Raw genomic sequence first — 24,367 nt, forward strand, 5'->3', positions numbered from 1 at the left:
CACACGTTACAACAAGCGCGGCGAAACCGCGCCGTGCGACGTAGTCGCAGCGCTAGCGAGAGCTAACGCGGCAGCACCTCAGCGGCGATCGCGATCGCCGTCGCGCGACGGTGCCGGCCGCGTCTGCGGCGGCGACGGACGATGATTCGCCGGCGGCCTCGGCTGGACCGGTGGACGCGTCACCGGCGGCCGGCCGGGCGGACGCGTCGCGCCCGGTGGGCGCGTGCCCGACGGCGGCCGTGCTGTCGGCGGACGCGGCTGCACCGGTGGGCGCACTGGCGGGCGCGGCTTGTGGATCGGCGGGCGCACGGGCGGCCGCGGCGGCGGACGATGTACCGGCGGCCGATGCACTGGAATCCTGCGCTGCGACCAATACGGCCGATCGCGATACCAGGAGCGTTGGCGGTAGTAGTCGTCCCAATAAGTGCCGAGCACGAACGCGACGATCGGAATGCCGATGCGCGCGCCGTAGTCGGGTACGTAGACGCGCCGGCTCTCGTACTCGAACTGCAGATAGTCGCCGGCGATCCAGCCGCGCTCGCCGCGTGCGATCACATCGCACCAGCTGTAGCCGTCCAGGCAGCCCTGGATCGTCACCGGCGTGCCGGTCGGCAGGGTTATCACACGTGGATACTGCGCGGCCGGGCCGGCGCGCAGGTTCACGTTCGCCGTGACGTAGCCGTCCGCGGCGAACGCGAGCGGCGCGCCGCCTGCGAGCAACATCAGCAGCAAGATGATTCGAGCCATCGCGCCGTCTCCTCCGGCCCGTACCGGGCGGAACTGCGGCCGTTTATACCACTCGCGTTGCGGCGTGTGCGTCAACGGCGCGTCAGGCGCTGCGTCCGTCGAAGGGGTGAATCTGCAGCGTGCTCAGGTCCACATCCGGAAGGCAGCGCACGTTGATCGCGTAGGTCGCGTTGCCGTTGCGATCGGTGCCGCGGCCGAACGTCGCGATGCCGCAGTTCGGACAGAAATGATGCCGGATGTGGTGCTTGTTGAAGGTGTAGGTGCCGAGTTCGGATTCGGGCGTCTTCAACTGCACCTGCGACGCCGACACGAAGGCGAGCAAACCGCCGCGGCGCGAGCACATCGAACAATTGCAGTCGATCGCTTCCGCGATCTCGGCATCGACTTCGAACGCGATCTTGCCGCAATGGCAGCTGCCGGCGTGAACGGTCATCGAGCTGTCTCCGGATAGGTCAAGGGGCGCGAGAATATCAGCCGAAGCCGAGCGAAGGCTGCGTCAGCTGGCGCAGGAAATGTCCGACCACGCCCGGCTCGATCAGAATCGTCGCGAACACGCCGTAGGCGGCGCCCCACAGGTGCGCGCTGTGATTGACGTTGTCGACGCGCTGCTTGTCCATGTAGATCGAATAGACGACGTAGGCGACCGCGTACAGGATCGCCGGCAAAGGCAGCACCAGCACGATGATCTTGCTCCACGGCGCCAGCAGGATGAAGGCGAACAACACGGCCGATACCGCGCCGGACGCGCCGAGGCTGCGATAGCGGCTGTCGTTCTTGTGTTGCAGGTAGCTCGGCAGGCTCGACACGAACAGCGCGCCGACGTAGAAGATCAGATAGCCGATCACGCCGCCGCGGCTGACGTAGAACCCTTCCATCACGCGGCCGAAGAAGTACAGCGTGATCATGTTGAAGACTAGGTGCGGCACGTCGGCGTGGATCAGGCCGCAGGTCGCCAGGCGCCACCACTCCTTGCCGCGCGTGATCGCCGGCGGCCACAGGATCAGACGGTCGATCAGCTTCTCGTCCTTGAATCCCATGAACGAGATGATGCTGGTGAGCGCGATGATGATCAGGGTGACGGTCATGATGGAGCGGGCTTCCTGCGCTGTTTGGGCGAGGCGCACGATATGATGGCGCGCATGTCGCCCACAAGCGCCGAACGGCCGAGCCTCGCATGCTGATCCGCCATGGCGGCGACGGCCGCACGCTGCCCGCCGCCGCAGCCGACGCCGATTGCGTCTGGTTCGATCTGTGCGATCCGAACGCCGAGGAAGTACGCAGCGTCGAGCAAGCCACCGGCCTGACCCTGCCGACGCAAGCGCGCATCCGTGCGATCGAGATGTCGAGCCGCGTGCGCCTGGACGGCGAGGTGCTGCATCTGAACGTGCCGTTCTTCGCGCACGCGGACGGCGCGCCGCCGACGCCGTTCGGCTTGCTGGTGGCGCCGAAGTTCCTGGTTTCGATTCGCTACGACGATACGGCGACCTTCCGCCAGGCCGCCGCAGCGGTCAGCGCGACGAAGACGCCGCGCGACGGCGCGACCTTGTTCGTCACCCTGGCTCAAGCCCTGATCGGGCAGATCGCCGATCATCTGGAAGCGATCATCGCCAAGGCCGGCGAACTGTCGACCGACGTGTTGTGCCGCCCGAAGCATTCCACACGCGCCTTGACCGGCATGCTGACCCAGATCGGCCAGCTCGAGAGCGACCTCACGCGCACGCGCCAGACCATGACCGGGCTCGAGCGCATCATCGGTTTCACTCAGGAAAACGCACCGGCCTGGATCGCCAAAGCGCAGCTGGCGGAGCTGAAGCTCGCGCACAAGGATCTCGATGCGCTGGGGGAGCTCGATGGTCAGATGACCGACAAGCTGCAGTTCCTGCTCGACGCTGTGCTCGGCTTCATCAACATCGATCAGAACGAAGTCATCAAGCTGCTGACGGTCGCCTCGGTGGTGTCGATTCCGCCGATGATCCTGGCCGGTATCTGGGGCATGAACTTCGTCAACATGCTCGAGCTGAAGCTGCCTTACGGCTATCCGCTCGGCCTGCTCGCGATCGTGCTGAGCGCCGTGCTGCCGCTGCTCTGGTTCAAGCGGCGCGGCTGGCTCTGAACCGCCGGCGCGCGCCGATCACGCCGCCAGCACGCGTCCGACCCAGTCCGCGTAGGCGTGCAGGAACTTACCCAGGTATTCGCGAGTGGAATCGTTGCTCAGCTTGCCGCTCTCGTCGAACAGCTTGTCGGCGCCGCCGATGTACATCTCCGGCTGCTGCAACGCCTTGATGTCGAGGAAGACGAAGCTTTGGCGCAGATGGTGGTTGGCGCCGAAGCCGCCGATCGCACCCGGCGAAACGCTGATGACGGCGCCGGGCTTGCCGCTCCAGACGCTGTGGCCGTAGGGGCGCGAGCCGACGTCGATCGCATTCTTCAGCACGCCCGGCACCGAGCGGTTGTATTCGGGCGTCACGAAGATCACGCCCTGCGCGCGATGCATGCGCTCGCGGAAGGCGGCGAACGCCGGCGGCACGTCGTGTTCCAGATCCTGGTTGTACAAAGCGAGCGCGCCGATCTCGACGATCTCGAGCTTCAGCGACGGCGGCGCCTGCGCGATCAGCGCGTGCGCCATCTTACGGTTCAACGATTCCTTGCGCAGGCTGCCGACGATGACGGCGATGTCGCGAGCGTTTTGCATCGAGGCTCTCCGATTCGGAACGGGATCGCGTTCGCGCGAGGATTTCCGCCGCAGACGCGGCACGAACGCAGCGCGACGGTATCATCCGCCTCCCCCACCCTGTCCAGACGAAGCCGCCGATGACGATTTCGCGCTATCTGCAACTCGACGTGTTCTGCGCGCGAGCCGGCGGCGGCAATCCGCTCGGCGTGGTGATCGGCGCCGACGACTGGAGCGGCGAGGACATGCAGCGCTTCGCTGCGTGGACCAATCTGGTCGAGACCACCTTCGTGCTAGCGCCGACTCTGGCGCAGGCGAGCTATCGCCTGCGCATTTTCACGCCGCACAAGGAAATCCCATTCGCCGGCCACCCGACCATCGGCAGTGCGCACGCAGTGCTCGAAACCGCCTTCGCGCAGGCGCAAGACGGCTTGTTGCTGCAAGAATGCGCCGCCGGCTTGCTGCCGGTGCGCGTGGAAGGCAGCGGCGCGCAACGTCGCTTGTTCGTGCAGGCGCCGCATGCGCGCGTGGTGCGCGAAGGCGTGCACGTCGAACCGATCCTGTCCTACCTGCTGCGCGGCATCGCGTTGGGTGCGCTGCCGCCGGCTTGCGTCGAAGGCGGCCGACGCTGGTGGGTAGCCGAGTTCGCCAGCGAAGCGGCGCTGCGCGGCTGGCAGCCCGATCACGCCTCGATCGGCACGCTGGCACGCGAGACCGACACGCTCGGCCTGTGCGCGTTCGCGCGCCGCACGAACGGCACGGCAACCGATTACGACCTGGTCGTGCGCGCGTTCCCGGCCGGCGTCGGCATCGTCGAAGATCCGGCTTCGGGCGCCGCCAACGGTTTGATCGCGGCCTGGATCGCGCTGCGTGAACCGCAGGGCGAACTCGCGCGCGGCTACCGCGTCAGCCAGGGCCGCGAGATCGGTCGCGACGCCTCCATCCAGATCCGCATCGACGCGCAGGATCCGAACGGCAAGGCAGCGGTCTGGGTCGGCGGCCAGACCCACACCGTCATCGACGGAAAAACCCAGTCCCTGCAGAGCGCGCCAAACTAATTAAGAAGTGCGGCCATGGATGGCCGCTGGTAGACCGTCCGAAGACGCGGCGTAGCGACCATCGCCAGCCATCAGACCACAGCGATCACGGACGATCGCAGAAATACACCCACGGATGGCCGCGGGTAGACCGTCCGAAGACGCGGCGTAGCGACCATCGCTAGCCATCAGGTCACAGCGATCACGGATCGATCGCAAAAACAAATCGCAAAAACAAACCACAAAAAAAAGCCCCAGGCGTTTCCGCCTGGGGCTTTTCAAAACTGGCAATGAAGCCTTAGACCACCTGAACCTGGTCAGCCTGCATACCCTTCTGGCCCTGCACGGCGACGAAGGTCACGCGCTGGCCTTCCTGAAGCGACTTGAAGCCGGTGCCCTGGATCGCGCGGAAATGCACGAACAGGTCGGGGCCGCTCTCCGGGGTGATGAAGCCGAAACCCTTGGCGTCATTGAACCACTTGACGGTACCGGATTGACGATTGGACATCTTGCATAACTCCTGAAAACACTGATGACATCGCGATGGCGGAACATTCCGCGTCGAGACTGGGTTGCAGGGAGCTAGCGAGGCTAAATCGATGGAGCGGATCGCCGAGGATCAACCGCATCAGGCCACGATTCACAGTGACCCTTGCAAACACAGTGCGCGCATCATACTCGCAAAATCGCGCAAGTGCTATTAGTTGGGCGTCTGCATTTTCAGAGGCTGTTTCCGGCGGTGCGCTCCGGGAGAGAAGCGCAGCACATCAGCGGAAACGACAGGCCTCAAGCCGACTTCTTCGCCGCTGCCTTCTTCACCGGCGCCGCCTTCTTCACTGCCGGCTTGGCGGCCGGCTTGGCGACGGCGGTTTTCTCGCCGCTAGCGGATTTGGCCGCATGCGGGCGCACATTGCCGTAGCTGCGGATCGCGATCTTGCCCTTTTTGGTCTTGCGGTCGCCTCTGCCCATGTGTCGTTTTCGATACCGATTGGTATTAAGGGGCGCGCAGGATAGCAGGCTGCCGGCCCTATGCAAGAATTACCCTCTTCCGCCGCCGCCTCGACGATCCGCGCCCCGTGCCCGAACCGATGCCTCCACTGCCGTCCCTGAGCCTCGCCCTGCAGGGCGGCGGCGCGCACGGCGCCTTCACCTGGGGCGTGCTCGACCGGCTGCTGGAAGAGCAAAGTCTTGCGATCGACGGCGTCAGCGCGACCAGCAGCGGCGCGATGAATGCGCTGGCGCTGGCGCAGGGTTGGGTCGAGGACGGCCGCGACGGCGCACGCTCGAAACTGGAGGCGCTCTGGCACGCGGTGGCCGAGCAGTCCAACCCGCTGCGCTGGTCGTTCGCCGGTGCCCTGCTGTCGGGCTGGACGCATCACTTCACTCCCGAGCAGATCAACCCGCTCGGCCTCAATCCCTTGCGCGCGATCGGCGAGCGTCTGTTCGACTTCGAGCGCCTGCGCCGCGAAGCGCCGTGCAAGCTCTTCATCGCGGCGACGCGCGTGCGCGATGGCGCGCTGAAGTTGTTCGGCAACGACGAACTCTCGATCGACGCGCTGCTCGCCTCGACCTGCCTGCCGCAGCTGTTCGCAGCGGTCGAAATCGACGGCGAGGCGTACTGGGACGGCGGCTACGCCGGCAATCCGGCCTTGGAACCCCTGGTCTATCGCTGCGCCGCGGCGCAGATCGTCTGCGTACTGGTGCAGCCGCTGTCGCGTCCGGAGCCGCCTTCGAGTGCGCGCGAGATCGCCGATCGCATCGCCGAACTCGGCTTCTCCACGACGTTCCTGCGCGAATACGACTCCTTACTGCACGCTCAGGCCGCGCTGCGCGGCAGCGTGCCGCTGAGCACGCTGGGACGGCGCATGAAGTCGCTGCGGCTGCATTTGATCGAACCGGGCGACAGCTTGTCGGAATATCGCGCGAAGACGCGCCTCAATACCGAACTCGGCTTCCTGCTCGAACTGCGCGATCTCGGCCGCGAGGCGGCCGCCGCTTGGCTCGACAATCGAGCCTCGCGTTGAATCTCTAGCTGCAGCGCCCCGTGCAGCCGCCTTGCGGACACGGCTGCGTCTCGATCTGCACGGTCGCGTGCTCGATGCGGAAGCGTTCGCGCAAGGCGTGCTGGATCGAGTGAATCGCCTGATCGGCGTCGGCGCCCTCGCGCAATTGCGCGTGCAAGGTTGCGATGTGGTAGCCGCCGGCCAGCTGCCAGACGTGGACGTGATGCACGCTGGCGACGCCGTCCGCTTCGCGCTGCAGCGTCTCGCCGATGCGTTCGGCGTCGACGCCTTCCGGCGCCCCTTCGAGCAGGATGTGCGCCGAGCGGCGCAACAAGCGCCAGGCGCTGGCAAGAATCAGCAGCGACACCAGAATCGACACGCCCGCGTCGGCCCAGAGCCAGCCGAGCCAGCCGATCAGCAACGCCGCGGCCACCGCGCCAAGCGAACCGAACAGATCGCCGATCACGTGCAGGCGTGCGCTCGCCGTATTGAGATCGTCGTGGTCGTGATCGGACAGCACCAGCAGCACGAACAGGTTGACCGCCAAGCCGGCGATCGCGACCACCAGCATCGTGCCCGACAGGATCGGCTGCGGCTGCGCCAGGCGCAGCAAAGCCTCAACCACGATCCAGGCGACCAGTACGAACTGCACCAGCGCGTTGCTGTAACCGACCAGCACTTCCAGGCGCGCATAGCCGAAGCTGCGGCGCGCATCGGCCGGCTTGCGCGCGTAGTGCGCACCGAGCCAGGCGAACATCAGCGCACCGGCGTCGACCAGCATGTGACCGGCGTCGGCGAGCAAGGCGAGCGAACCCGACAGCCAGCCGCCGATCGCTTCGGCGATCAGCGTCGCCGCGGTCAGCGCGAACGCGATCAGCAGTTTGCGTTCGCGCCGATCGCCCGCTTCGGCATGGGCATGGAAATGATCGTGCGCGTGGTCGTGCGTATGGCTCATCGAGGCAACCCCGGCTCGGACTCGGCCAGATCGGACCTGGCAAGACTAGGCAACGCGCGCGGCGTTACACAATCGCAGTGCGGTCGCGCTCAGTGGCCGCAGGCGGCGTCGTGCACGTGGGTGTGCGCGAGACGCAGGTTCACCAGATGCGCCAGCGCGACCAGGGTGCCGCCGATGCTGACCAGCACGGCATGGCCGACGGTGGCGTGATCGACGTCGATGACGATGCCGGAAATCAGCAGCACGATGCCCGGCAACAAGAACCAGAACGCGCGAAACCGCTGATGGCGGCGGAAGCCGATGATCAGCGTCGACAGCGCCAGCACGGCGGCGAAGGCGACGAAAAACCGCTCGAAGCGGTGATCGGCCAGAAAACCCAGCCCGAGCATCGGCAATACCGCGATCACCAGCGGCAGCGCCGCGCAATGCAGCGCGCACAGGAACGATGCCGTCGCGCCGAAGCGGTCGACGGTACGCATCCAGAGCGATGGAGTGGGGTCGTCGCGCATGGCCTCGTCTCGAAACGTTACAAGATAACCCAGATATGCGGAACCGATTCGTCCGATCCCAGCGTGACTTCCGGCAGGGCTGACCCGGGGTAATGGTTATACTATAACATATCAATTCCCGTTCCCAGAGCCTGCTCCATGAAGAAGTCCGCGCTCGCCTTCTGCATCGCCGTCGCCCTCGCCCGCTCCGCCATGGCGGATCCGGCGCCGCTGTCTTCCGCCGATAGCGGCGGCGCATCGGAGTCGCGTAATGCGAAGAAGTCGTCCGCGCCTACCGACGACACCACGCTGGCGACCGTCAGCGTGGTCGGCAAGCTCGACGAAGCGCGCAACCAGCTGTCGCCGGATGTCGGCAGCAGCGAGTACATCTTCGACCGCAAGGCCATCGACCAGCTGCCGCTGGGTGCTGCGACCTCGCTCAATCAGCTGCTGCTGCGCGCTCCCGGCGTGGTCGACGATTCCTACGGCCAGCTGCACGTGCGCGGCGACCATGCTGACCTGCAGTACCGCATCAACGGCGTCATCATTCCCGAGAGCATCAGCGGCTTCGGCCAGGCGCTCGATACGCGCATCATCGACAGCTTGTCGTTCTTGACCGGTGCGCTGCCGGCGCAATACGGCTACCGCACCGCCGGCGTGGTCGACATCACCACGCGCTCGGGTAACAACGGCAAGAGCGGCGACGGCTTCGGCGGCAGCGTCGGGCTGACCGCAGGCTCGTTCGACACCTGGAACCCGAGCGCGACCTTGTACGGAAGCGAGGGGCCGTGGAGCGGCTTCGTCACCGCCAACACCTTGCAGAGCGACATCGGCATCGAGAATCCGACCTCCTCGCGCAACGCGATCCACGATCACACGAACCAGTTCAAGGGATTCGGTTATCTGTCTTATCTGCTCGGCGATTCGGCGCGCCTGAGCTTCCTATTCGGCGCCACCGACAACCGCTTCGACATCCCGAACAATCCGGGCCAGGAACCGGCCTTCCAGCTCGACGGCGTCACCGACGTCGACTCCAGCCGGCTCAATCAGCGTCAGCGCGAGGCGACGCGCTTCGGCGTGCTGTCCTTGCAAGGAACCTTCAGCGATACGAACTACCAGCTCTCGCTCGGCCAGCGCTACACCAGCGTCAATTACAAACCCGATCCGATCGGCGATCTGGTGTTCAACGGCGTCGCCGGCACGATCGACCGCAGCAACCGCGCCAACACCTTGCAGGCCGACTTCTCCACCCCGCTCGGCAGCGCACACACGCTGCGCTACGGTCTGTACGCGAGCAGCGAACATCCGATCGCGAACAATCGCTCGCTGGTTTTCCCGGCCGACGCCGACGGCAACCAGACCAGTACCACGCCGATCACGATCCTCGACAACGCGCGCCACATCGACGCGCGCACTTACGGTCTGTACTTGCAGGACGAATGGCAAATCAGCGACAAGCTGACGCTGAACTACGGCCTGCGCGGCGACAAGGTCGACGCCTACGTCGAAGAAGGTCAGCTCAGCCCGCGCATCGGCGCGGTCTATCAGGCCACCGACACGACGACCTTGCACGCCGGCTATGCGCGCTACTTCACGCCGCCGCCGGCCGAGCTGATCGCGCCGACCGACATCGCGCTGTTCCAGGGCACCACCAACGCGCTGCCGACCAACGTCAACGCGGAAACGCGCTCGGAGCGTTCGCACTATTTCGACGCCGGTATTTCGCAGAAGGTCGGCAGCAGCGTCACGCTCGGCCTCGATGCCTACTACCGCAAAGTCACCAACCTGCTCGACGAAGGCCAATTCGGTTCGGCGCTGATCTTCTCGCCGTTCAACTACGCGCTCGGCCGCGTGCGCGGCGTCGAATTCACCGCGAACTACGATCACGACGGCCTGTCGGCGTTCTTCAATCTCGCCTCCAGCCGCGCGCAAGGCAAGAAGGTCGTCACCGGCCAATACAACTTCGAGCAAGACGAACTCGACTACATCGCCACGCATTGGGTGCATCTCGACCACGACCAGCGTCTGGCCTCGTCGGGCGGCGTCAGCTACGACTTGGACGGTACGCGCCTGGGCGCCGACTACGTGTACGGCTCCGGCTTGCGCAAGGACTTCGCCAACAGCGCGCACCTGCCGCAGTACTACGTGGTCAATTTGTCGGTCGACCACGTCTTCCATCTGGCCGCGGTGGGCGACGTCGACGTGCGTCTGGCCGCACTCAACATCGCCGATCGCAAGTACGAATTGCGCGACGGCACCGGCATCGGCGTGGGTGCGCCGCAATACGGTGCGCGCCGCGGCTTCTACCTCGGCATCGAAGAACGCTTCTGATCATTCATCACTTGGGGACTCCATGAAACGCACCCTTTTGGCGGCTTGCATCGCCGCCCTCCTCCCGCTGCCCGCCGCCGCCGCCGACGATTCGTCTTCCGCCGATGTCGAAACCACGAAAGAGGACGGCAAACAGCACAGCCGTCGTGATCACGCCAACGAGGAAGCGAGTACGCGCCTGAGCGAGGTCGTCGTCACCGCCGTGCCGCTCGGCCAAAGTGCGGATCAAATCGTGACGCCGGTCAGCGTACTGGCCGGCACCGAACTCGACGACGTGCGCAGCGGCACCATCGGCCAGACCGTGGCCGGCGTGCCCGGCGTGCAGACCACCGCGTTCGGCGCCGGTGCCGGACGCCCGGTGATCCGCGGCCTCGACGGCGCGCGCGTCGCCATCCTCGCCGACGGCCTCGGCTCGGCCGACGTCTCCAACGTGAGCCAGGACCATGCGACAACGGTCGAACCCTTCCTCGCCGATCAGATCGAAATCCTCAAAGGCCCGGCCACCCTGCTGTACGGCTCTGGCGCGATCGGCGGCATCGTCAACCTGGTCGACGGCCGCATCCCGCAGGTCGCGCCGGCGAACGGACTGACCGGCCGCACCCAGATCGGCTACGACAGTGTTTCCAGCGGCGGCAGCGGCATGTTCCGCGTCGATGCCGGCGGCGAAGGCTTCGCCCTGCACGCCGACGGTTCGTATCGCCACGCCGACGACTACGAAATTCCCGGACGCACGCTGGACAACAGCTTCGTGCACACCAAGGCCGGCTCGGTCGGCGGCTCTTGGCTCGGCGACTGGGGCTATCTCGGTCTATCCGTGTCGCGCTACCTCAGCAACTACGGCAATCCAGCTGAGCCGGGCGATCCGGCCGAAGGCGAACCGGCCGTGCGCGTGTCGATGGGCCAGACCCGCTACGACCTCAAGGGCGCACTGAATGCGCCGTTCGCCGGCATCGACAAAGCCGAATTCAGTTTCGGTCACAGCGACTATCAGCACGTCGAATACGAAGGCGACGAAGCCGGCACCACCTTCACCAACAAGTCCAACGAAGGCCGCGTGCAGCTGACGCACGCGCCGCTGGCCGGCTGGACCGGCGCGTTCGGCGTGCAGGCCTTCCATCGCGATTTCGCCGCGATCGGCGAAGAAAGTTTCGTGCCGCCGACCTCGACCAAGGGCATCGGCGTGTTCGTCACCGAGCAGCGCGAATTCGGTCCGCTGAAGGTCGAGCTCGGCGCGCGCACCGATCGCCAGAGCAGCACGCCCGACAACGGCAGCAAGCGCGACTTCAGTCCGCTCAGCCTTTCCGCCGGCTTCGCCTGGCGCTTCGACGAGAGCTGGCACCTCAGCCTCAACCTCGATCGCGCACAGCGCGCGCCGGCCGAAGAGGAATTGTTCTCGCACGGCCCGCACGCGGCTTCGGCCACCTTCGAGATCGGCGATGCGAACTTGAACAAGGAAACCGCCAATCAAGCCGAGATCGGCCTGCACTATCACAGCGAGCTGGTCGAAGCGAAGGTCGCCGCGTACTACAACCGCTACGACGATTTCATTTATCTGGCCGACACCGGCGAAGTCGAAGACGATCTGCCGGTGCGGCAATGGTCACAACGCAACGCCAAGTTCCGCGGCGGCGAAGCGGAAGCGACCTTCCACCTGGCCAAGAGCCCGAGCGGCCACTACGACCTGCGCGTCTGGGGCGACACCGTGCGCGCGACCTTGGCCGGCGGCGGCAACCTGCCGCGCATTCCGTCCGCGCGCGTGGGCAGCGAGCTGAACTGGCACAACGACGACTGGCGCGCCAGCCTCGGTGCCACGCACTACTTCAAGCAGGACCACACCGCCGAGTTCGAAACCGACACCGCCAGCTTCACCTTGGTCAACGCACGCGTCGCCTGGAGCTTCTTCAACAACGAACGCTCGAGCTGGGAAGCTTTCGTCAACGCTGACAACCTGACCAATCAGACCGCACGCCTGTCGACCTCGCTGATCAAGGATCAAGTGCCGCTGGCCGGGCGCAACTTCGCCGTCGGCGTGCGCGGCTTGTTCTGACGCGACGGCCTCCGCCTCGGCTCATCCGAGCGCAACACGTCGCACGAACGCACGAAGAGCGCCGAGAGAAATTTTCTCGGCGCTCTTCGTCGTCCTAACGAGCGACGTTCGTTTCAGGCGCGAATCTCGTCTTTCGTTTTCTCGCAGCATCTCGTCACCTCGCGACGTTTCCCACGCGCTTCATTCGCGTCCGCAAACACCACTCCTGCTGTACCGCAGCATGACAAGCCGTCTAGCGAAACGCATGATGTAAACGTTTACATCCGCGAGTGCATCGACCCTTGAGCGTAACGATCAAAGACGTTGCGAAAGCGGCCGGCGTGTCGGTCGCCTCGGTTTCGCGCGCGCTCAACGGCCACGCCAGCGTGACGCCGGATACGCGCCAGCGCATCGTCGAAGTCGCCACGCGCCTGCGCTACATGCCCAACAGCGCCGCGCGCAGCCTGATCACGCAGCGCACGCAGACGATCGGCGCGGTGCTACCCGATCTGCACGGCGAGTTCTTTTCCGAACTGATCCGCGGCATGGACGCCGCCGCGCGCGCGCGCGGCTTGCATCTGCTGGTGTCGAGCTCGCACGGCTCCGCTTCCGAAGTCGGCGAGGTGCTGCGCGCGTTGCGCGGTCGCGTCGACGGCGTTCTGATCATGTCGCCGCACGCTGACGCCGGCATGCTGGCGGAGAACCTGCCGGTCGCGCTGCCGACCGTGCTGATGAACACGCGCGTGTCCGGCGGCGACTACCTGTCGCTGTCGATCGACAACCACGGCGGCGCCAGCGCGATGGTCGAGCATCTGGTGCAACGCGGCCATCGGCGCATCGCCTTCATCGCAGGTCCGCCGCACAACTTCGATGCCGACGAACGCCTGCGCGGCTATCGCGACGCGCTCAAGAAACGGCTGCCGAAGCAGGCGCCGATCCTGCTGGCCGGCGACTTCAGCGAAGAATCGGGTTATCGCGCCGGCCTCGGCCTGCGCGCGATCGCGCCGCGCCCGGATGCGATCTTCGCCGCCAACGACATGATGGCGATCGGCTGTCTGTTCGCCTTGAAGGAGATCGGACTCGACGTACCCGGCGACATTGCCTTGGCCGGCTTCGACGACATCCCGATCGCACGCTTCGTCAGTCCGCCGCTGACCACGATGCGCGTGCGCATCGCCGATCTCGGCAGTCAGGCCTTGGAACAACTGGTGGCTTCGATCGAAGGAAGGCCGCTGCCGCGGCTGGCGCGCGAACTCGATTGCAGCCTGGTCGTGCGGCAATCCAGCGACGAGGGTTCCGCGCGCGGCGACACCAGCTGAAGCAACGGCGCGCGCGGCTCGCACTGCACGTTCGTTGCGTTTCTCTACCCTTGGGAGGAGCACCTGATGAAGATCTTCGACACACCGCTGCGGAGCATGCGCCGGCCGCTGCTCGTCGGCGCGCTGGCGAGCTGCCTGTGCGCGGCGCCGCTGAGCGTACTGGCACAAAACGTCAGCGCGACCGTGCGCGGCAAGCTCGACGCACCCAATGCCGCCGGCGCGGTGGTGACGGCGAAGGAAATCAACACCGGCTTCACCACGCGCACGACGGTCAATGCCGACGGCAGCTACGTGCTGGCCGGCATGCGGCCCGGCAGCTACGAGATCACGGCGACTACGGAGGGTAAAGAGATCGCGTCCGGCGTAGTCACCGCGCAAGTCGGCCAGGCTCTCACGGTCGACCTCGCTCCTGCCGCCGCTTCGACCGCAACGACGACGCTCGAAGGCGTCACCGTGACCGGCTACAGTTTGGCGCAAGCGGACCTGCGCAACTCCGAGGTCGCCAAGAACGTCAGCCTCGAGCAGATTCGCTCGCTGCCGCAGAACTCGCGCAACTTTCTCAACTTCGCCGCCTTGGCGCCCGGCGTGACCACGCCGACCGACAAGAACAGCAAAGGCTTCAGCGCGTTCGGCCAGGACTCCAACCAGACCAACGTCTTCATCGACGGCGCCAGCCTGAAGAACAACATCCTGCAAGGCGGCCTGGTCGGCCAGGATTCGAGCAAGGGCAATCCGTTCTCGCAGGAAGCGGTGCAGGAGTTCCGCGTACTGACGCAGAACTACAAGGCCGAGTACGAGCAAGGCGGCGCGGCGATCCTGTCGGCGGTGACCAAGTCCGGCGGCAACGACTTCCACGGTTCGGTCTATGGCGACTGGCAGACCAAGGGCATGGTCAAGAACGACTACTTCGCCGAAAAGAACGGCGAGCCGAAGCCGGATTACAAACGGCGCCAGTACGGCGCCACGCTGAGCGGCCCGATCATCACCGACACCTTGCAATTCTTCGTCAGCTTCGAGGGCAATTCGCAGACCGACGTCGGCACCGTCAACATCAACAACGCGACCTACGGCGATCGCTTCCGGCAGTACAACGGCACCTACGAGCTTCCGTTCAACGAGAAAGTCTGGTTCGGCAAGCTGAGCTGGCAGCCGAACGAGAACAACAACGTCGACCTCAGCATCACCAAGCGCAAAGACGACGAGGTCGCCGCGCCCGGCAACGCCTTCACCGTGCCGGACGCGCTGGTCGTGCGCAACAACAAGGTCGACGACCTGCTGCTCAAATGGCAGTACCGCGGCCATGGCTTCGTCAACGATCTGCTGATCGATTTCGGCAAGTACCAATTCAACCCGCGACCGGCGCATCCCGATCTGCCGGCGCAGATCTATCAGCAAGGAACCTCCACCACGATCGCGCGTCTGGGCGGCGCCAACCAGACCCAGAACAAGCAGCAGAAGGTGAAGACGCTGCGCGACGACATCACCTTGGACAGCATCGACTGGCACGGCCAGCACGTGGTCAAGTTCGGCTTCAAGGCCGCTCACGTCAACCTGCACACCAGCGAAAGCAACAGCTCCGCGCCGCTCTACTACTACGACCTGACCGGCAGCGCCTCGGGCAATCCCGACATCCCCTATCAGATCGACTATTCGCCGAGCGGCAAATCCGCCGCGCTGTCGAACAACCAGTACGGCCTCTACGTGCAGGACGATTGGGACCTCACCAGCCGCCTGCAACTGAACCTCGGCCTCCGCTGGGACTACGAGACCAACGCCTACAACAACGGCTACGTCACGCCGCGCGAACAGTACGGAATCATCGAATATCTCGGCTTGAGCCGCGACTACGTCAGCACCGGCAAGGAGCGCAGCGGCTATCGCAAGCAGTACCAGCCGCGCTTCGGCTTCTCCTACGACGTGAGCCGGGACAACGACCAATCGACCACGATCTTCGGCGGCGCCGGCCGCTATTTCGACCGCACGCCGCTCGACAATCCGATCCAGGAGTCGTTCCACTCGCAGTATCCGTACTACAACTTCCGCTTCTCCACCGACGGCCGCAACGGCACCCTGCTGTGGGATCCGAAGTACCTGACCCTGCCCGGATTGCAGTCGCTGGTGACGACCAACCCGGGCGGCGGTGAAATCGACCTGCTCAACAACAAGACCAAGCCGCCGCACAGCGACCAGTTCAGCCTCGGCGTCAAACAAGTCATGGGCGATTGGGTCGGCACGCTGACCTTGAGCCGCGTGTTGAGCTACAACCAGTTCACCTGGATCTGGGCCAATCGCGTCGTCGCGCCGGGCTTCGTCTTGAACGTCCCGCCTGGCAGCCCTTACGGCGCCGTGCTGATCAACACCTACAAGAAGTATCAGTCGACCGGTGTGTTGATCGGTATCGAAAAACCCTACACCAAGGAGTCGGGCTGGAGCGTCAGCATCGCCTACACCTACAACGATGCGCGCCGCTCCGGCGGCGACGCCTATTCGCTCGATTACGTCGATCCGAGCGGCTATCCCTACGACAACGTCGGCGAGAAGAACCGTCTCGTCTTCAGCTCGATCGTCGATCTGCCCTGGGACATCAAGTTCAGCAGCCTGATCACGCTCGGCTCCGGCCCGCGTTTCAATGCCTCGCGCTTCGTCGACGGCGTGTGCGACTACAACTGCCAGTTCCTGCTCGGCTACGGCACGCCGAAGAAAGGCAATTTCATCCTGCCGCACTTTTGGGCCTATCGTTCGGTCGATCTGTCTTTGTCGAAGGAGTTCGCGCTGCCCTACGGTCAGTCGTTCACGCTGCGCGGCGACGTCTTCAACGCGTTCAACTTCAAAAATTTCGATCCGTACGCCTACAACGGTGTGCTGAGCGACGCCAACTACGGTCAACCGACCAAGATGACCGGCGTGCCGCGCAGCTTCCAGGTCAGCGCGCGCTACAGTTTCTGATGCCTCTGCGCAGGAAGGTCGGGAGAACTTCCTGACCTAACCGAATTCCCGGCGGCCCGAACCAGGGCCGCCGGCCGAATCAGCCAAGCTTCGTTCACTCGTTACGCCGATAATCCATCTAGTGCCCGTCCAGCCAAGAACTTTCCCACTCCGCCTCTGCGCGCTCCTGTTCGTCGCCCTAGCGCTGCTCGCTTGCCAGCGCGAAACGCCCGAGCCGCCCCACGTCGCCGTCACGCCGCTGCTGCGTCCGCAGCTGACGCCGCTGTTCGACGACATCGAAAAACGCACCTTCGACTATTTCTGGGATACCGCCGATCCCGACAACGGCCTGATCCCCGACCGTTATCCGTACACCGAGCCGTTCTCCAGCGTCGCCGCGATCGGCTTCGGCCTGACCGCCTACGGCATCGGCGCCGAGCGCGGCTACATCACGCGCGAACAGGCCGCGCAACGCACGCTGCTGACCCTGCGCACGCTCGAAGGACTGCCGCAAGGTTCGCGCAACGACGGCATGGCCGGCTATCGCGGCTTCTTCTATCACTTCCTCGACATGAAGAACGGCGCGCGCTTTTCCGACTGGGTCGAGCTGTCCTCGGTCGATACCGCGCTGCTGCTCGGCGGCGTCTTGTTCGCGCAGTCGTACTTCGACGGCGCGCAACCGGACGAAGTCGAAATCCGCCGCCTCGCCGATACGCTCTACCGCCGCGTCGAGTGGCCGTGGATGCAGGCGCGGCCGCCGCTGATCTCGATGGGTTGGTATCCCAAGCAGGGTTACATTCCCTACGACTGGGAAGGCTACAACGAAGGCATGCTGGTCTACGTGCTCGCGCTCGGCAGCCCGACCCAGCCGATCAGTGCCGACGCCTGGGCCGCCTGGACCAAGACCTACGGCCGCTCCTGGGGCACCTTCCACGAGCAGGAATATCTCGGCTTCGCGCCGCAGTTCGGCCATCAGTATTCGCACGTATGGATCGACTTCCGCGGCATCCGCGACGCCTACATGCGCGAACGCGGCTTCGACTATTTCGAGAACAGCCGCCGCGCCACCTACGCGCAGCGCGCCTACGCGATCGCCAACCCGATGGGCTGGAAGCTGTATGGCGAGAACATCTGGGGATTGACCGCGAGCGACGGCCCGCAAGGCGCCAATCTCGACTTCGACGGCTCCTTGCGCGAGTTCCGCCACTACTCCGCACGCGGCGCCGGTCTCGCCGATGCGTTCGACGACGGTACCATCGCACCGACCGCAGCCGCCGCTTCGCTGCCGTTCGCGCCGGAGATCGTGATCCCGGCGGTGGAGGAGATGCACAAACTCTACGGCGCGCAGATCTATTCCAAGTACGGCTTCCTCGACGCGTTCAATCCGAGCTTCAACTACGACATTCCGCTCAAATCCGGCCAGCTCGTGCCGAACTTCGGCTGGGTCGCCAGCGACTACATCGGCATCGACCAAGGGCCGATCATCGCGATGATCGAGAACTACAGGAACGATTTCGTCTGGAACGTGATGAAGAAGAACCCCTACATCCGCAAAGGTCTCGAGCGCGCCGGCTTCGACGGCGGCTGGCTCGGCGAGGGCAGCCCAGCGAAAGGCACCGCGGCGAAGAAAGCGCGATGAGCGACGCGCGCGTCCATTCCTCGCGTGACGGCGACGAAACGGCGCGCGTTCGCATCGGCAAGCGGCTCCGGCACCTGCTCGCCCTGCTCGCGTGGCTGCCGCTGCTCGCGTGCACGCGCACGCAGCCGGACGTCACCGTGCTGAGGTTCTGGGCGATGGGCCGCGAGGCCGAGGTGGTGCCGGCATTGTTCGAAGAGTTCGAGCGCACCCACCCCGGCATACGCATCGAGGTACAGGCGCTGCCTTTGACCGCGGCGCACGAAAAACTCCTGACCGCCTTCGCCGGCGACGCCTTGCCCGACGTCGGCCAGATCGGCAATACCTGGCTGCCCGAGCTGGCCGCGCTCGGCGCGCTGGAACCCTTGCAAGAGCGCGTCGACGCTTCCCCCGTCGTACGCCAGGACGACTACTTCGCCGGCATCTGGGACACCAACGTCATCGACGGCCGGCTCTACGGCGTGCCCTGGTACGTCGACACACGGCTCTTGTTCTACCGCAAGGACTTGCTCGCGCAAGCCGGCATCGCCGAACCGCCGCGCAACTGGGACGAATGGCGGCACGCGCTCGCCGCGATCAAGCGCAATGCCGGGCCGAAAAAATACGCGATCCTGCTGCCGCTGAACGAGTACGAACCGCTATTGAATCTCGCGGTGCAATCGTCCGATCCGCTGCTGCGCGAGCGCGATACGCGCGGCAATTTCCAGAGCGCCGGCTTCCGTCGCGCGCTCGAGTTCTACGTCGAGATGTTCCGCCAGGATTGGGCGCCGCCGATGAGCGCGACGCAGATTTCCAACGTCTGGGACGAATTCGGCGAAGGCTTCTACGCGTTCTACATCACCGGTCCCTGGAACGTCGGCGAATTCCAACGCCGGCTGCCGGCGCGCCTGCAGAACGATTGGGGAACGGCACCGCTGCCCGGCCCGGACGGCCCCGGCGCCGCGATCGCCGGCGGCAGCAGCCTGGCGATGTTTTCCAGCTCCAAACACAAACCCGAAGTCTGGCAGCTGATCGAATTCCTGTCCGCGCCCGAGCAGCAGCGCCGCTTTCACGAACTCTGCGGCGACTTGCCGCCGCGACGCAGTTCCTGGGACACCCCGGCGCTGGCGAACGATCGTTATGCCGGCGCCTTTCGCGATCAACTCGAACGCGCAAAGCCGGCACCGAAAGTGCCCGAGTGGGAGCGCATCGGGCAGGAACTGCGCCTGGCCGCCGAACGCGCCGTGCGCGGCGGCGAACCGCTCGATCGCGTGCAGCGCGACCTCGACGCGCGCGCGGATCAGATCCTCGAGAAGCGGCGCTGGATGCTCGCGCAGGAGGCGGCGCGATGAGCGAACGCCGCGCCGCTTGGCTGTTCACCGCGCCCGCGCTGATCGTCATCGGCGGCTTCTTCTTCGTGCCGGTGCTGGCCGCGTTCTGTCTCAGCTTGACCGACTTCGATCTTTACGCATTGGCCGATCTGCGCAACCTGCGCTTCGTCGCGCTCGGCAATTATCTGAACATCCTGCAGACGCCGCTGTTCTGGAAATCGCTGCTCAACACCTTCTACTTCGTCGGCGTCGGCGTGCCGCTGTCGCTGGCGGCCTCGCTCGGCGCCGCGCTCCTGCTCGATTCGAAGCTCGCGCGGTTCAAAGGATTCTTCCGCACCGCGCTGTTCGCGCCGGTGGTGACCACCGTGGTCGCGGTGGCGGTGATCTGGCGTTATCTCCTGCACACGCGCTACGGCCTGATCAACTACACGCTCGCGCATTTCGGCATCGCGCCGATCGACTGGCTCGGCGATCCGCACTGGTCGATGCCGGCGATCATCCTGTTCGCGGTGTGGAAGAACTTCGGCTACAACATGATCATCCTGCTCGCCGCGCTGCAGAGCATTCCGGGCGATCTGTACGAAGCGGCGCACATCGACGGCGCCTCGTTCTGGCAGCGCCTGCGCCACATCACCTTGCCGATGCTGCGCCCGTCCCTGCTCTTGGTTTCGATCATCACGGTATCGGGCTACTTCCAGCTGTTCGCCGAACCCTACGTGATGACGCAGGGCGATCCGCTGCAGAGTACGGTCAGCGTGCTGTATTTCATGTACGAGGAAGGCTTCAAGTGGTGGAGCTTGGGCCGTGCCTCGGCCATTGCGTTCCTGTTGTTCGCGCTGATCCTGCTGGCGACGCGGCTCTTGCTGCGCCTCGGCCGTCGCGGAGACTACGCATGAGAAGTTCGCTCTGGCAGCGCGCGGCGGTCAACGGCCTGCTCATCGCGCTGGCCTTCATCGCACTGTTTCCGCTGTTGTGGATGCTGTCGGTGTCTTTCATGCACCGCGGCGAGGCGAGCACGTTCCCGCCGCCGCTGCTGCCGGCACAGGCTACGCTGGCGAACTACCACGAGCTGTTCGAGCGCGCCGGCATGGGCCGTTACCTGCTCAACAGCCTGATCATCGCGACCGCCACCACCCTGCTCTCGCTCGCCTTCAATCTCGCTGCCGGCTATGCCTTCGCCAAGCTGCACTTCGCCGGACGCGAGCGCTTGTTCCAGGCCCTGCTCGGCGCCTTGGTCATCCCGGCGCAGGTCACGATGATCCCGCTCTTTCTGATCATGAAGTGGCTGGGCCTGGTCAACAGCTACGGCGGCGTGGTGGTGCCGCTGTTGGCCAGCGTGTTCGGCATCTTCCTCGTCCGCCAGTACGCGCGCTCGATTCCGAACGACCTGCTCGAAGCCGCGCGCATCGACGGCGCCGGCGAGTTGCGCATCTTCGTCACCATCGTGCTGCCGCTGCTGAAACCGATCGTGGTCACACTCGCGATCTTCACCTTCCTCGCCAGCTGGAACGATTTCATGTGGCCCTTGATCGTGCTCAGCGACCAGACCTGGCAGACCGCGCCGGTCGCGCTGGCCGGGCTTTCGCGCGAGCACGTGCAAGACAACGAGCTGATGATGGCCGGCTCGGTGGTCACCATCGTGCCGGTGCTGCTGCTGTTTCTGATCCTGCAGCGGCACTACATCCAGGGCCTCTTGCTCGGCAGCGTGAAAGGATGAGGCGCATGCTCGCTGCCGGCTTCGTCTTTCTGCTCGGCGCGACGCTCGGCCGCGCCGCTGAACCTGCGCCGCGCGTGCTCGATGCGTTCGACGCGCCCGAGGCCTGGAGCGCAGTCGCCTCCGACCAGGTCGAAGCGCAGCTGCGGCCGCTGCACGAAGACGGCATCGACGCGCTCTGCCTCGACTTCGACTTCCACGGCGTATCCGGCTACGCCGCGATGCGGCGCCGGTTGCCGCTCGACTATCCGCCGAACTACGAGTTCTCGTTCCGCCTGCGCGGCACCGGAGCCGACAACGCCCTGCAATTCAAGCTCGCCGATGCCAGCGGCGACAACGTCTGGTGGGTCAACCGGCCCGACTTCGCCTTTCCGCACGAGTGGCAGGAACTGCGCTACAAGAAACGCCAGATCGACTTCGCCTGGGGCCCGAGCCAGGACAAGACGCTGCGCCACAGCGACGCGCTCGAGTTCACCGTCTACGCCGGCAACGGCGGCCGCGGCTCGGTCTGTTTCGACCGGCTCGGCCTGCGCGAACTGCCGCCGGCACCGACCAGCTGGCCGCGACCGCTGGCGCAGGCGAGTTCGCAACGAAGCGACGCGCCCGCCGCGAACGCCGTCGACGGCGATGCGAACACGAGTTGGCGCAGCCGACGCGGCGGCGAGCAGACATTGACGCTCGATCTCGGCGCGCCGCGCGAACTGGGCGGCCTGCTGTTGCGCTGGGCCGACGGCGCCTACGCATCGCGCTACGACGTCGAGTTCTCCGACGACGGCAAGCGTTGGCATCGCGCGCGTCGCGTGACGCAAGGCAACGGCGGCGTCGATCCGCTGCATCTGCCGGAAGCGGAGACGCGCTACCTGCGCCTGAACCTGCACGACGGTCCGCGCAAGAATTACGCGCTCGCCGAAATCGAAATCAAAGGCCTCGCCTTCGGCGCCTCCTCGAACGCCTTCTTCGCCGAACTCGCCAAGATCGCGCCGCGCGGCCGCTATCCGCGCGGCTTCTACGACGAGCAAACCTACTGGACCGTGGTCGGCACCGACGGCGGTCACGAAACCGCCTTGCTGTCGGAAGACGGCGCGCTCGAAGTCGCGCGCGGCGGCTTTTCGATCGAGCCGTTCCTGCTCGACGCGAACGGCCGTGAGCGGCGCCTGTGGAGCTGGGCCGACGTCGAGATCGGCCACGGCCTGCTCGACGGCTATCTGCCGATTCCGCGCGTGCGCTGGCAGCGCGACGGACTCTCGCTCGAGGTCGAAACGCTGGCGACGAGCTTGCCCGGCAGCACGACGCCCGGCTCCAATCTCTACGCCAGCTACACGCTCGGCAACGACGGCGCGCAGCCGCGAAAGATCACGCTCGCGCTCGCCCTGCGCCCATTCCAAGTCAATCCGTCGGTGCAGTTTCTCAATACGCCAGGCGGCATCAGCCCGATCCACGATCTGGGCTGGCGCAAGCCGCAAGAAGGCGCGCGCGAGGCGGTCTTCGTCGACGGCAAGCCGCGCGTCTATCCGCTCGATCACGTCGACGCCTTTACCGCCAGCGCGTTCGATGCCGGCATGGCGGTCGACCATCTCGCCGACGGCAGCGACGCGAATACCGCTTCCGTGCACGACGACACCGGCTTCGCCTCCGGCGTCCTGCTCTATCGGATCGAGCTGCAGCCGCATGCCACGCGCACGATCGTGTTGCAGATGCCGCCCGACGGCGCCGCGCCGGCCGATCAATTCCAGATCTTCTCGGACGCCTGGTATCGCCTCCTGCGCGACCAGGTAGCGCAAGACTGGCGCGAGAAGCTCAATCACGTCGGCCTGCGCCTGCCGCCCGCCGGGCGCGCGCTCGCCGACACCTTGCGCACCGCGCTCGCGCACATCCTGATCAATCGCGACGGCGCTGCGATCCGGCCCGGCACGCGTGCCTACGCACGCTCGTGGATTCGCGACGGCGCGATGACTTCCGAAGCGCTGCTGCGCATGGGCCGCGGCGAAGTCGCGCGCGACTACTTGCAGTGGTATGCGCCGTATCAGTTCAAGAGCGGCAAGGTGCCCTGCTGCGTCGATCGGCGCGGCTCCGATCCGGTGCCGGAGAACGACAGCCACGGCGAGCTGATCCATCTGATCGCCGAGGTCTGGCGCTACAGCGGCGACCGCGCCCTGCTCGAAACGATGTGGCCGCACGTCGACAGCGCCGCGCGCTACATGGACGAGCTGCGCGCGAGCGAACGCACCGAGGCGAACCGGAGCGGCGAGCGCAAAGCGTTTTACGGCCTGATGCCGGCCTCGATCAGCCACGAAGGCTATTCGGCCAAACCGATGCATTCGTACTGGGACGATTTCTGGGCGCTGACCGGCTACAAGGACGCGGTCGAGATCGCGCGCGCGCTCGGCAAGGACGCCGACACCGAGCGGCTCGCCCGTTCGCGCGACCAGTTCCGCGACGATCTCTACGCCTCGATCCGCACTGCCGTCGCCGCGCACCGCATCGACTACCTGCCCGGCGCGGCCGAACTCGGCGACTTCGACGCGACCTCGACCACTATCGCGCTATCGCCCGGCGGCGAACAGGCGCGCCTGCCGCAGGATCTCTTGCGCAATACCTTCGAGCGCTACTGGAAGCACTTCGTCGAACGCCGCGACTCGTCGAGCTGGAAGGACTACACGCCGTACGAATGGCGCACCGTCGGCACCTTCGTACGGCTCGGCCAGCGCGAACGCGCGCAGGCAGCGATCGACTTCTTCCTGCGCGATCGCCGCCCATCGGAATGGAACCAATGGGCCGAAGTCGTTGGCCGCTTGCCGCGCGAATCGCGCTTCATCGGCGACATGCCGCACGGCTGGGTCGCCTCCGATTTCATCCGCTCGACCCTCGACTTGTTCGCCTACGAGCGCGAAGACGATCGCGCGCTGGTGCTCGCCGCCGGCGTACCGCCGGAATGGATGGCCGGCGACGGCGTCGCGATCGACAAGCTGCGCACGCCGTACGGACCACTCAGCTATTCGCTCAAACGCGAAGGCGCGGCGCTGCGCCTGCGCATCGCGGACAGCGGCACGAAACCGCCGGGCGGCTTCGTCTTCGCTGCACCCGTCGCCTACGTCGGCGGCGCGGCGCGCCTCGACGGCCGCGCCGTGTCTTGGCGCGACGGCTATTTGACCTTGCGCACGCTTCCGGCCGACCTGATCGTGCAGCCCGCGGCGCAGCGCTGACG

General features: G+C 65.7%; 20 protein-coding genes. 12 read left to right on the forward strand and 8 right to left on the reverse strand.

The features are described from left to right. Window positions 1–78: 78 nt before the first annotated feature. The 3 genes from AC3QL3_RS13105 to AC3QL3_RS13115 all read right to left on the reverse strand — a co-directional run bounded on the left by AC3QL3_RS13105 (window position 79) and on the right by AC3QL3_RS13115 (window position 1,832). Entirely contained in the window at window positions 79–747 is a 669-nt protein-coding gene (locus AC3QL3_RS13105) for an SH3 domain-containing protein (RefSeq protein ID WP_492894276.1), read from the reverse strand. Window positions 748–829: 82 nt separating this feature from the next. Next, the gene (locus tag AC3QL3_RS13110) at window positions 830–1,180 is read right to left on the reverse strand and encodes a GFA family protein (protein WP_492894278.1); all 351 of its coding nucleotides are present in this window, start codon (window positions 1,178–1,180) and stop codon (window positions 830–832) included. A gap of 37 nt (window positions 1,181–1,217) precedes the next feature. Continuing rightward, the gene (locus tag AC3QL3_RS13115) at window positions 1,218–1,832 is read right to left on the reverse strand and encodes a rhomboid family intramembrane serine protease (protein WP_492894280.1); all 615 of its coding nucleotides are present in this window, start codon (window positions 1,830–1,832) and stop codon (window positions 1,218–1,220) included. A gap of 89 nt (window positions 1,833–1,921) precedes the next feature. Between AC3QL3_RS13115 and AC3QL3_RS13120 the strand changes: the two genes are divergently transcribed. Next, window positions 1,922–2,860, forward strand: coding sequence for a CorA family divalent cation transporter (locus tag AC3QL3_RS13120; protein WP_492894282.1), 939 nt, complete (start codon window positions 1,922–1,924; stop codon window positions 2,858–2,860). 18 nt (window positions 2,861–2,878) lie between these two features. Here AC3QL3_RS13120 and AC3QL3_RS13125 read toward each other — a convergent pair whose 3' ends face one another. Continuing rightward, a complete protein-coding gene (locus tag AC3QL3_RS13125) occupies window positions 2,879–3,439 on the reverse strand; it encodes an NADPH-dependent FMN reductase (protein WP_492894284.1) in 561 nt (186 codons plus the stop codon). A gap of 119 nt (window positions 3,440–3,558) precedes the next feature. Here AC3QL3_RS13125 and AC3QL3_RS13130 point away from each other — a divergent pair, with 119 nt between their 5' ends. Continuing rightward, entirely contained in the window at window positions 3,559–4,476 is a 918-nt protein-coding gene (locus tag AC3QL3_RS13130) for a PhzF family phenazine biosynthesis protein (RefSeq protein WP_492894286.1), read from the forward strand. A gap of 277 nt (window positions 4,477–4,753) precedes the next feature. On the opposite strand, the gene AC3QL3_RS13135 is transcribed toward AC3QL3_RS13130, so the two are convergent. Continuing rightward, the gene (locus tag AC3QL3_RS13135) at window positions 4,754–4,963 is read right to left on the reverse strand and encodes a cold-shock protein (protein ID WP_291228466.1); all 210 of its coding nucleotides are present in this window, start codon (window positions 4,961–4,963) and stop codon (window positions 4,754–4,756) included. 278 nt (window positions 4,964–5,241) lie between these two features. Continuing rightward, complete coding sequence (locus tag AC3QL3_RS13140; protein WP_492894288.1) at window positions 5,242–5,424, reverse strand: 30S ribosomal protein THX; 183 nt, start codon at window positions 5,422–5,424, stop codon at window positions 5,242–5,244. Window positions 5,425–5,531: 107 nt separating this feature from the next. Between AC3QL3_RS13140 and AC3QL3_RS13145 the strand changes: the two genes are divergently transcribed. Then, window positions 5,532–6,479: a patatin-like phospholipase family protein gene (locus AC3QL3_RS13145; RefSeq protein WP_492894290.1), complete on the forward strand. Its 948-nt coding sequence runs from the start codon at window positions 5,532–5,534 to the stop codon at window positions 6,477–6,479. A gap of 4 nt (window positions 6,480–6,483) precedes the next feature. Here the strand turns inward: AC3QL3_RS13145 and AC3QL3_RS13150 are convergent, their stop codons facing one another. Together AC3QL3_RS13150 and AC3QL3_RS13155 are read right to left on the reverse strand one after the other, a co-directional pair. Further along, window positions 6,484–7,413 (reverse strand): cation diffusion facilitator family transporter, encoded by a 930-nt coding sequence (locus tag AC3QL3_RS13150; protein WP_492894292.1) that lies wholly within the window; start codon window positions 7,411–7,413, stop codon window positions 6,484–6,486. A gap of 89 nt (window positions 7,414–7,502) precedes the next feature. Next, the gene (locus tag AC3QL3_RS13155) at window positions 7,503–7,922 is read right to left on the reverse strand and encodes a MerC domain-containing protein (RefSeq protein WP_492894294.1); all 420 of its coding nucleotides are present in this window, start codon (window positions 7,920–7,922) and stop codon (window positions 7,503–7,505) included. A gap of 192 nt (window positions 7,923–8,114) precedes the next feature. Here AC3QL3_RS13155 and AC3QL3_RS13160 point away from each other — a divergent pair, with 192 nt between their 5' ends. The 9 genes from AC3QL3_RS13160 (at window position 8,115) to AC3QL3_RS13200 (ending at window position 24,365) form a co-directional block, all read left to right on the forward strand. Continuing rightward, the gene (locus tag AC3QL3_RS13160) at window positions 8,115–10,232 is read left to right on the forward strand and encodes a TonB-dependent receptor (RefSeq protein ID WP_492898930.1); all 2,118 of its coding nucleotides are present in this window, start codon (window positions 8,115–8,117) and stop codon (window positions 10,230–10,232) included. Between the two features lie 22 nt (window positions 10,233–10,254). Then, window positions 10,255–12,279: a TonB-dependent receptor gene (locus AC3QL3_RS13165; protein ID WP_492894296.1), complete on the forward strand. Its 2,025-nt coding sequence runs from the start codon at window positions 10,255–10,257 to the stop codon at window positions 12,277–12,279. Window positions 12,280–12,560: 281 nt separating this feature from the next. Further along, a complete protein-coding gene (locus AC3QL3_RS13170) occupies window positions 12,561–13,577 on the forward strand; it encodes a LacI family DNA-binding transcriptional regulator (protein ID WP_492894298.1) in 1,017 nt (338 codons plus the stop codon). Window positions 13,578–13,643: 66 nt separating this feature from the next. Further along, window positions 13,644–16,523, forward strand: a complete 2,880-nt coding sequence (locus tag AC3QL3_RS13175; protein ID WP_492894300.1) for a TonB-dependent receptor — start codon at window positions 13,644–13,646, stop codon at window positions 16,521–16,523. Window positions 16,524–16,644: 121 nt separating this feature from the next. Further along, the gene (locus AC3QL3_RS13180) at window positions 16,645–18,141 is read left to right on the forward strand and encodes a glucoamylase family protein (protein WP_492894302.1); all 1,497 of its coding nucleotides are present in this window, start codon (window positions 16,645–16,647) and stop codon (window positions 18,139–18,141) included. Then, complete coding sequence (locus AC3QL3_RS13185) at window positions 18,138–19,469, forward strand: sugar ABC transporter substrate-binding protein (protein WP_492894304.1); 1,332 nt, start codon at window positions 18,138–18,140, stop codon at window positions 19,467–19,469. The genes AC3QL3_RS13180 and AC3QL3_RS13185 overlap by 4 nt, the downstream gene beginning before the upstream one ends. After that, window positions 19,466–20,344: a carbohydrate ABC transporter permease gene (locus AC3QL3_RS13190; RefSeq protein WP_492894306.1), complete on the forward strand. Its 879-nt coding sequence runs from the start codon at window positions 19,466–19,468 to the stop codon at window positions 20,342–20,344. Before AC3QL3_RS13185 ends, AC3QL3_RS13190 begins: the two co-directional genes overlap by 4 nt. Beyond that, a complete protein-coding gene (locus tag AC3QL3_RS13195) occupies window positions 20,341–21,165 on the forward strand; it encodes a carbohydrate ABC transporter permease (protein ID WP_492894308.1) in 825 nt (274 codons plus the stop codon). Before AC3QL3_RS13190 ends, AC3QL3_RS13195 begins: the two co-directional genes overlap by 4 nt. Then, the gene (locus tag AC3QL3_RS13200) at window positions 21,162–24,365 is read left to right on the forward strand and encodes a discoidin domain-containing protein (protein WP_492894310.1); all 3,204 of its coding nucleotides are present in this window, start codon (window positions 21,162–21,164) and stop codon (window positions 24,363–24,365) included. Before AC3QL3_RS13195 ends, AC3QL3_RS13200 begins: the two co-directional genes overlap by 4 nt. Window positions 24,366–24,367 lie beyond the last annotated feature (2 nt).

This window comes from Dokdonella sp. GW821-FHT11D02, assembly GCF_058808595.1.

Excerpts from the sequence above, each read along its gene's own strand:
- AC3QL3_RS13140 (WP_492894288.1), bottom strand. The coding sequence starts at position 5,424 with ATGGGCAGAGGCGACCGCAAGACCAAAAAGGGCAAGATCGCGATCCGC.
- AC3QL3_RS13175 (WP_492894300.1), top strand. The coding sequence starts at position 13,644 with ATGAAGATCTTCGACACACCGCTGCGGAGCATGCGCCGGCCGCTGCTC.
- AC3QL3_RS13115 (WP_492894280.1), bottom strand. The coding sequence starts at position 1,832 with ATGACCGTCACCCTGATCATCATCGCGCTCACCAGCATCATCTCGTTC.
- AC3QL3_RS13120 (WP_492894282.1), top strand. The coding sequence starts at position 1,922 with ATGCTGATCCGCCATGGCGGCGACGGCCGCACGCTGCCCGCCGCCGCA.
- AC3QL3_RS13110 (WP_492894278.1), bottom strand. The coding sequence starts at position 1,180 with ATGACCGTTCACGCCGGCAGCTGCCATTGCGGCAAGATCGCGTTCGAA.
- AC3QL3_RS13195 (WP_492894308.1), top strand. The coding sequence starts at position 20,341 with ATGAGAAGTTCGCTCTGGCAGCGCGCGGCGGTCAACGGCCTGCTCATC.
- AC3QL3_RS13130 (WP_492894286.1), top strand. The coding sequence starts at position 3,559 with ATGACGATTTCGCGCTATCTGCAACTCGACGTGTTCTGCGCGCGAGCC.
- AC3QL3_RS13160 (WP_492898930.1), top strand. The coding sequence starts at position 8,115 with ATGGCGGATCCGGCGCCGCTGTCTTCCGCCGATAGCGGCGGCGCATCG.
- AC3QL3_RS13150 (WP_492894292.1), bottom strand. The coding sequence starts at position 7,413 with ATGAGCCATACGCACGACCACGCGCACGATCATTTCCATGCCCATGCC.
- AC3QL3_RS13165 (WP_492894296.1), top strand. The coding sequence starts at position 10,255 with ATGAAACGCACCCTTTTGGCGGCTTGCATCGCCGCCCTCCTCCCGCTG.
- AC3QL3_RS13190 (WP_492894306.1), top strand. The coding sequence starts at position 19,466 with ATGAGCGAACGCCGCGCCGCTTGGCTGTTCACCGCGCCCGCGCTGATC.
- AC3QL3_RS13185 (WP_492894304.1), top strand. The coding sequence starts at position 18,138 with ATGAGCGACGCGCGCGTCCATTCCTCGCGTGACGGCGACGAAACGGCG.
- AC3QL3_RS13135 (WP_291228466.1), bottom strand. The coding sequence starts at position 4,963 with ATGTCCAATCGTCAATCCGGTACCGTCAAGTGGTTCAATGACGCCAAG.
- AC3QL3_RS13155 (WP_492894294.1), bottom strand. The coding sequence starts at position 7,922 with ATGCGCGACGACCCCACTCCATCGCTCTGGATGCGTACCGTCGACCGC.
- AC3QL3_RS13200 (WP_492894310.1), top strand. The coding sequence starts at position 21,162 with ATGAGGCGCATGCTCGCTGCCGGCTTCGTCTTTCTGCTCGGCGCGACG.
- AC3QL3_RS13125 (WP_492894284.1), bottom strand. The coding sequence starts at position 3,439 with ATGCAAAACGCTCGCGACATCGCCGTCATCGTCGGCAGCCTGCGCAAG.
- AC3QL3_RS13105 (WP_492894276.1), bottom strand. The coding sequence starts at position 747 with ATGGCTCGAATCATCTTGCTGCTGATGTTGCTCGCAGGCGGCGCGCCG.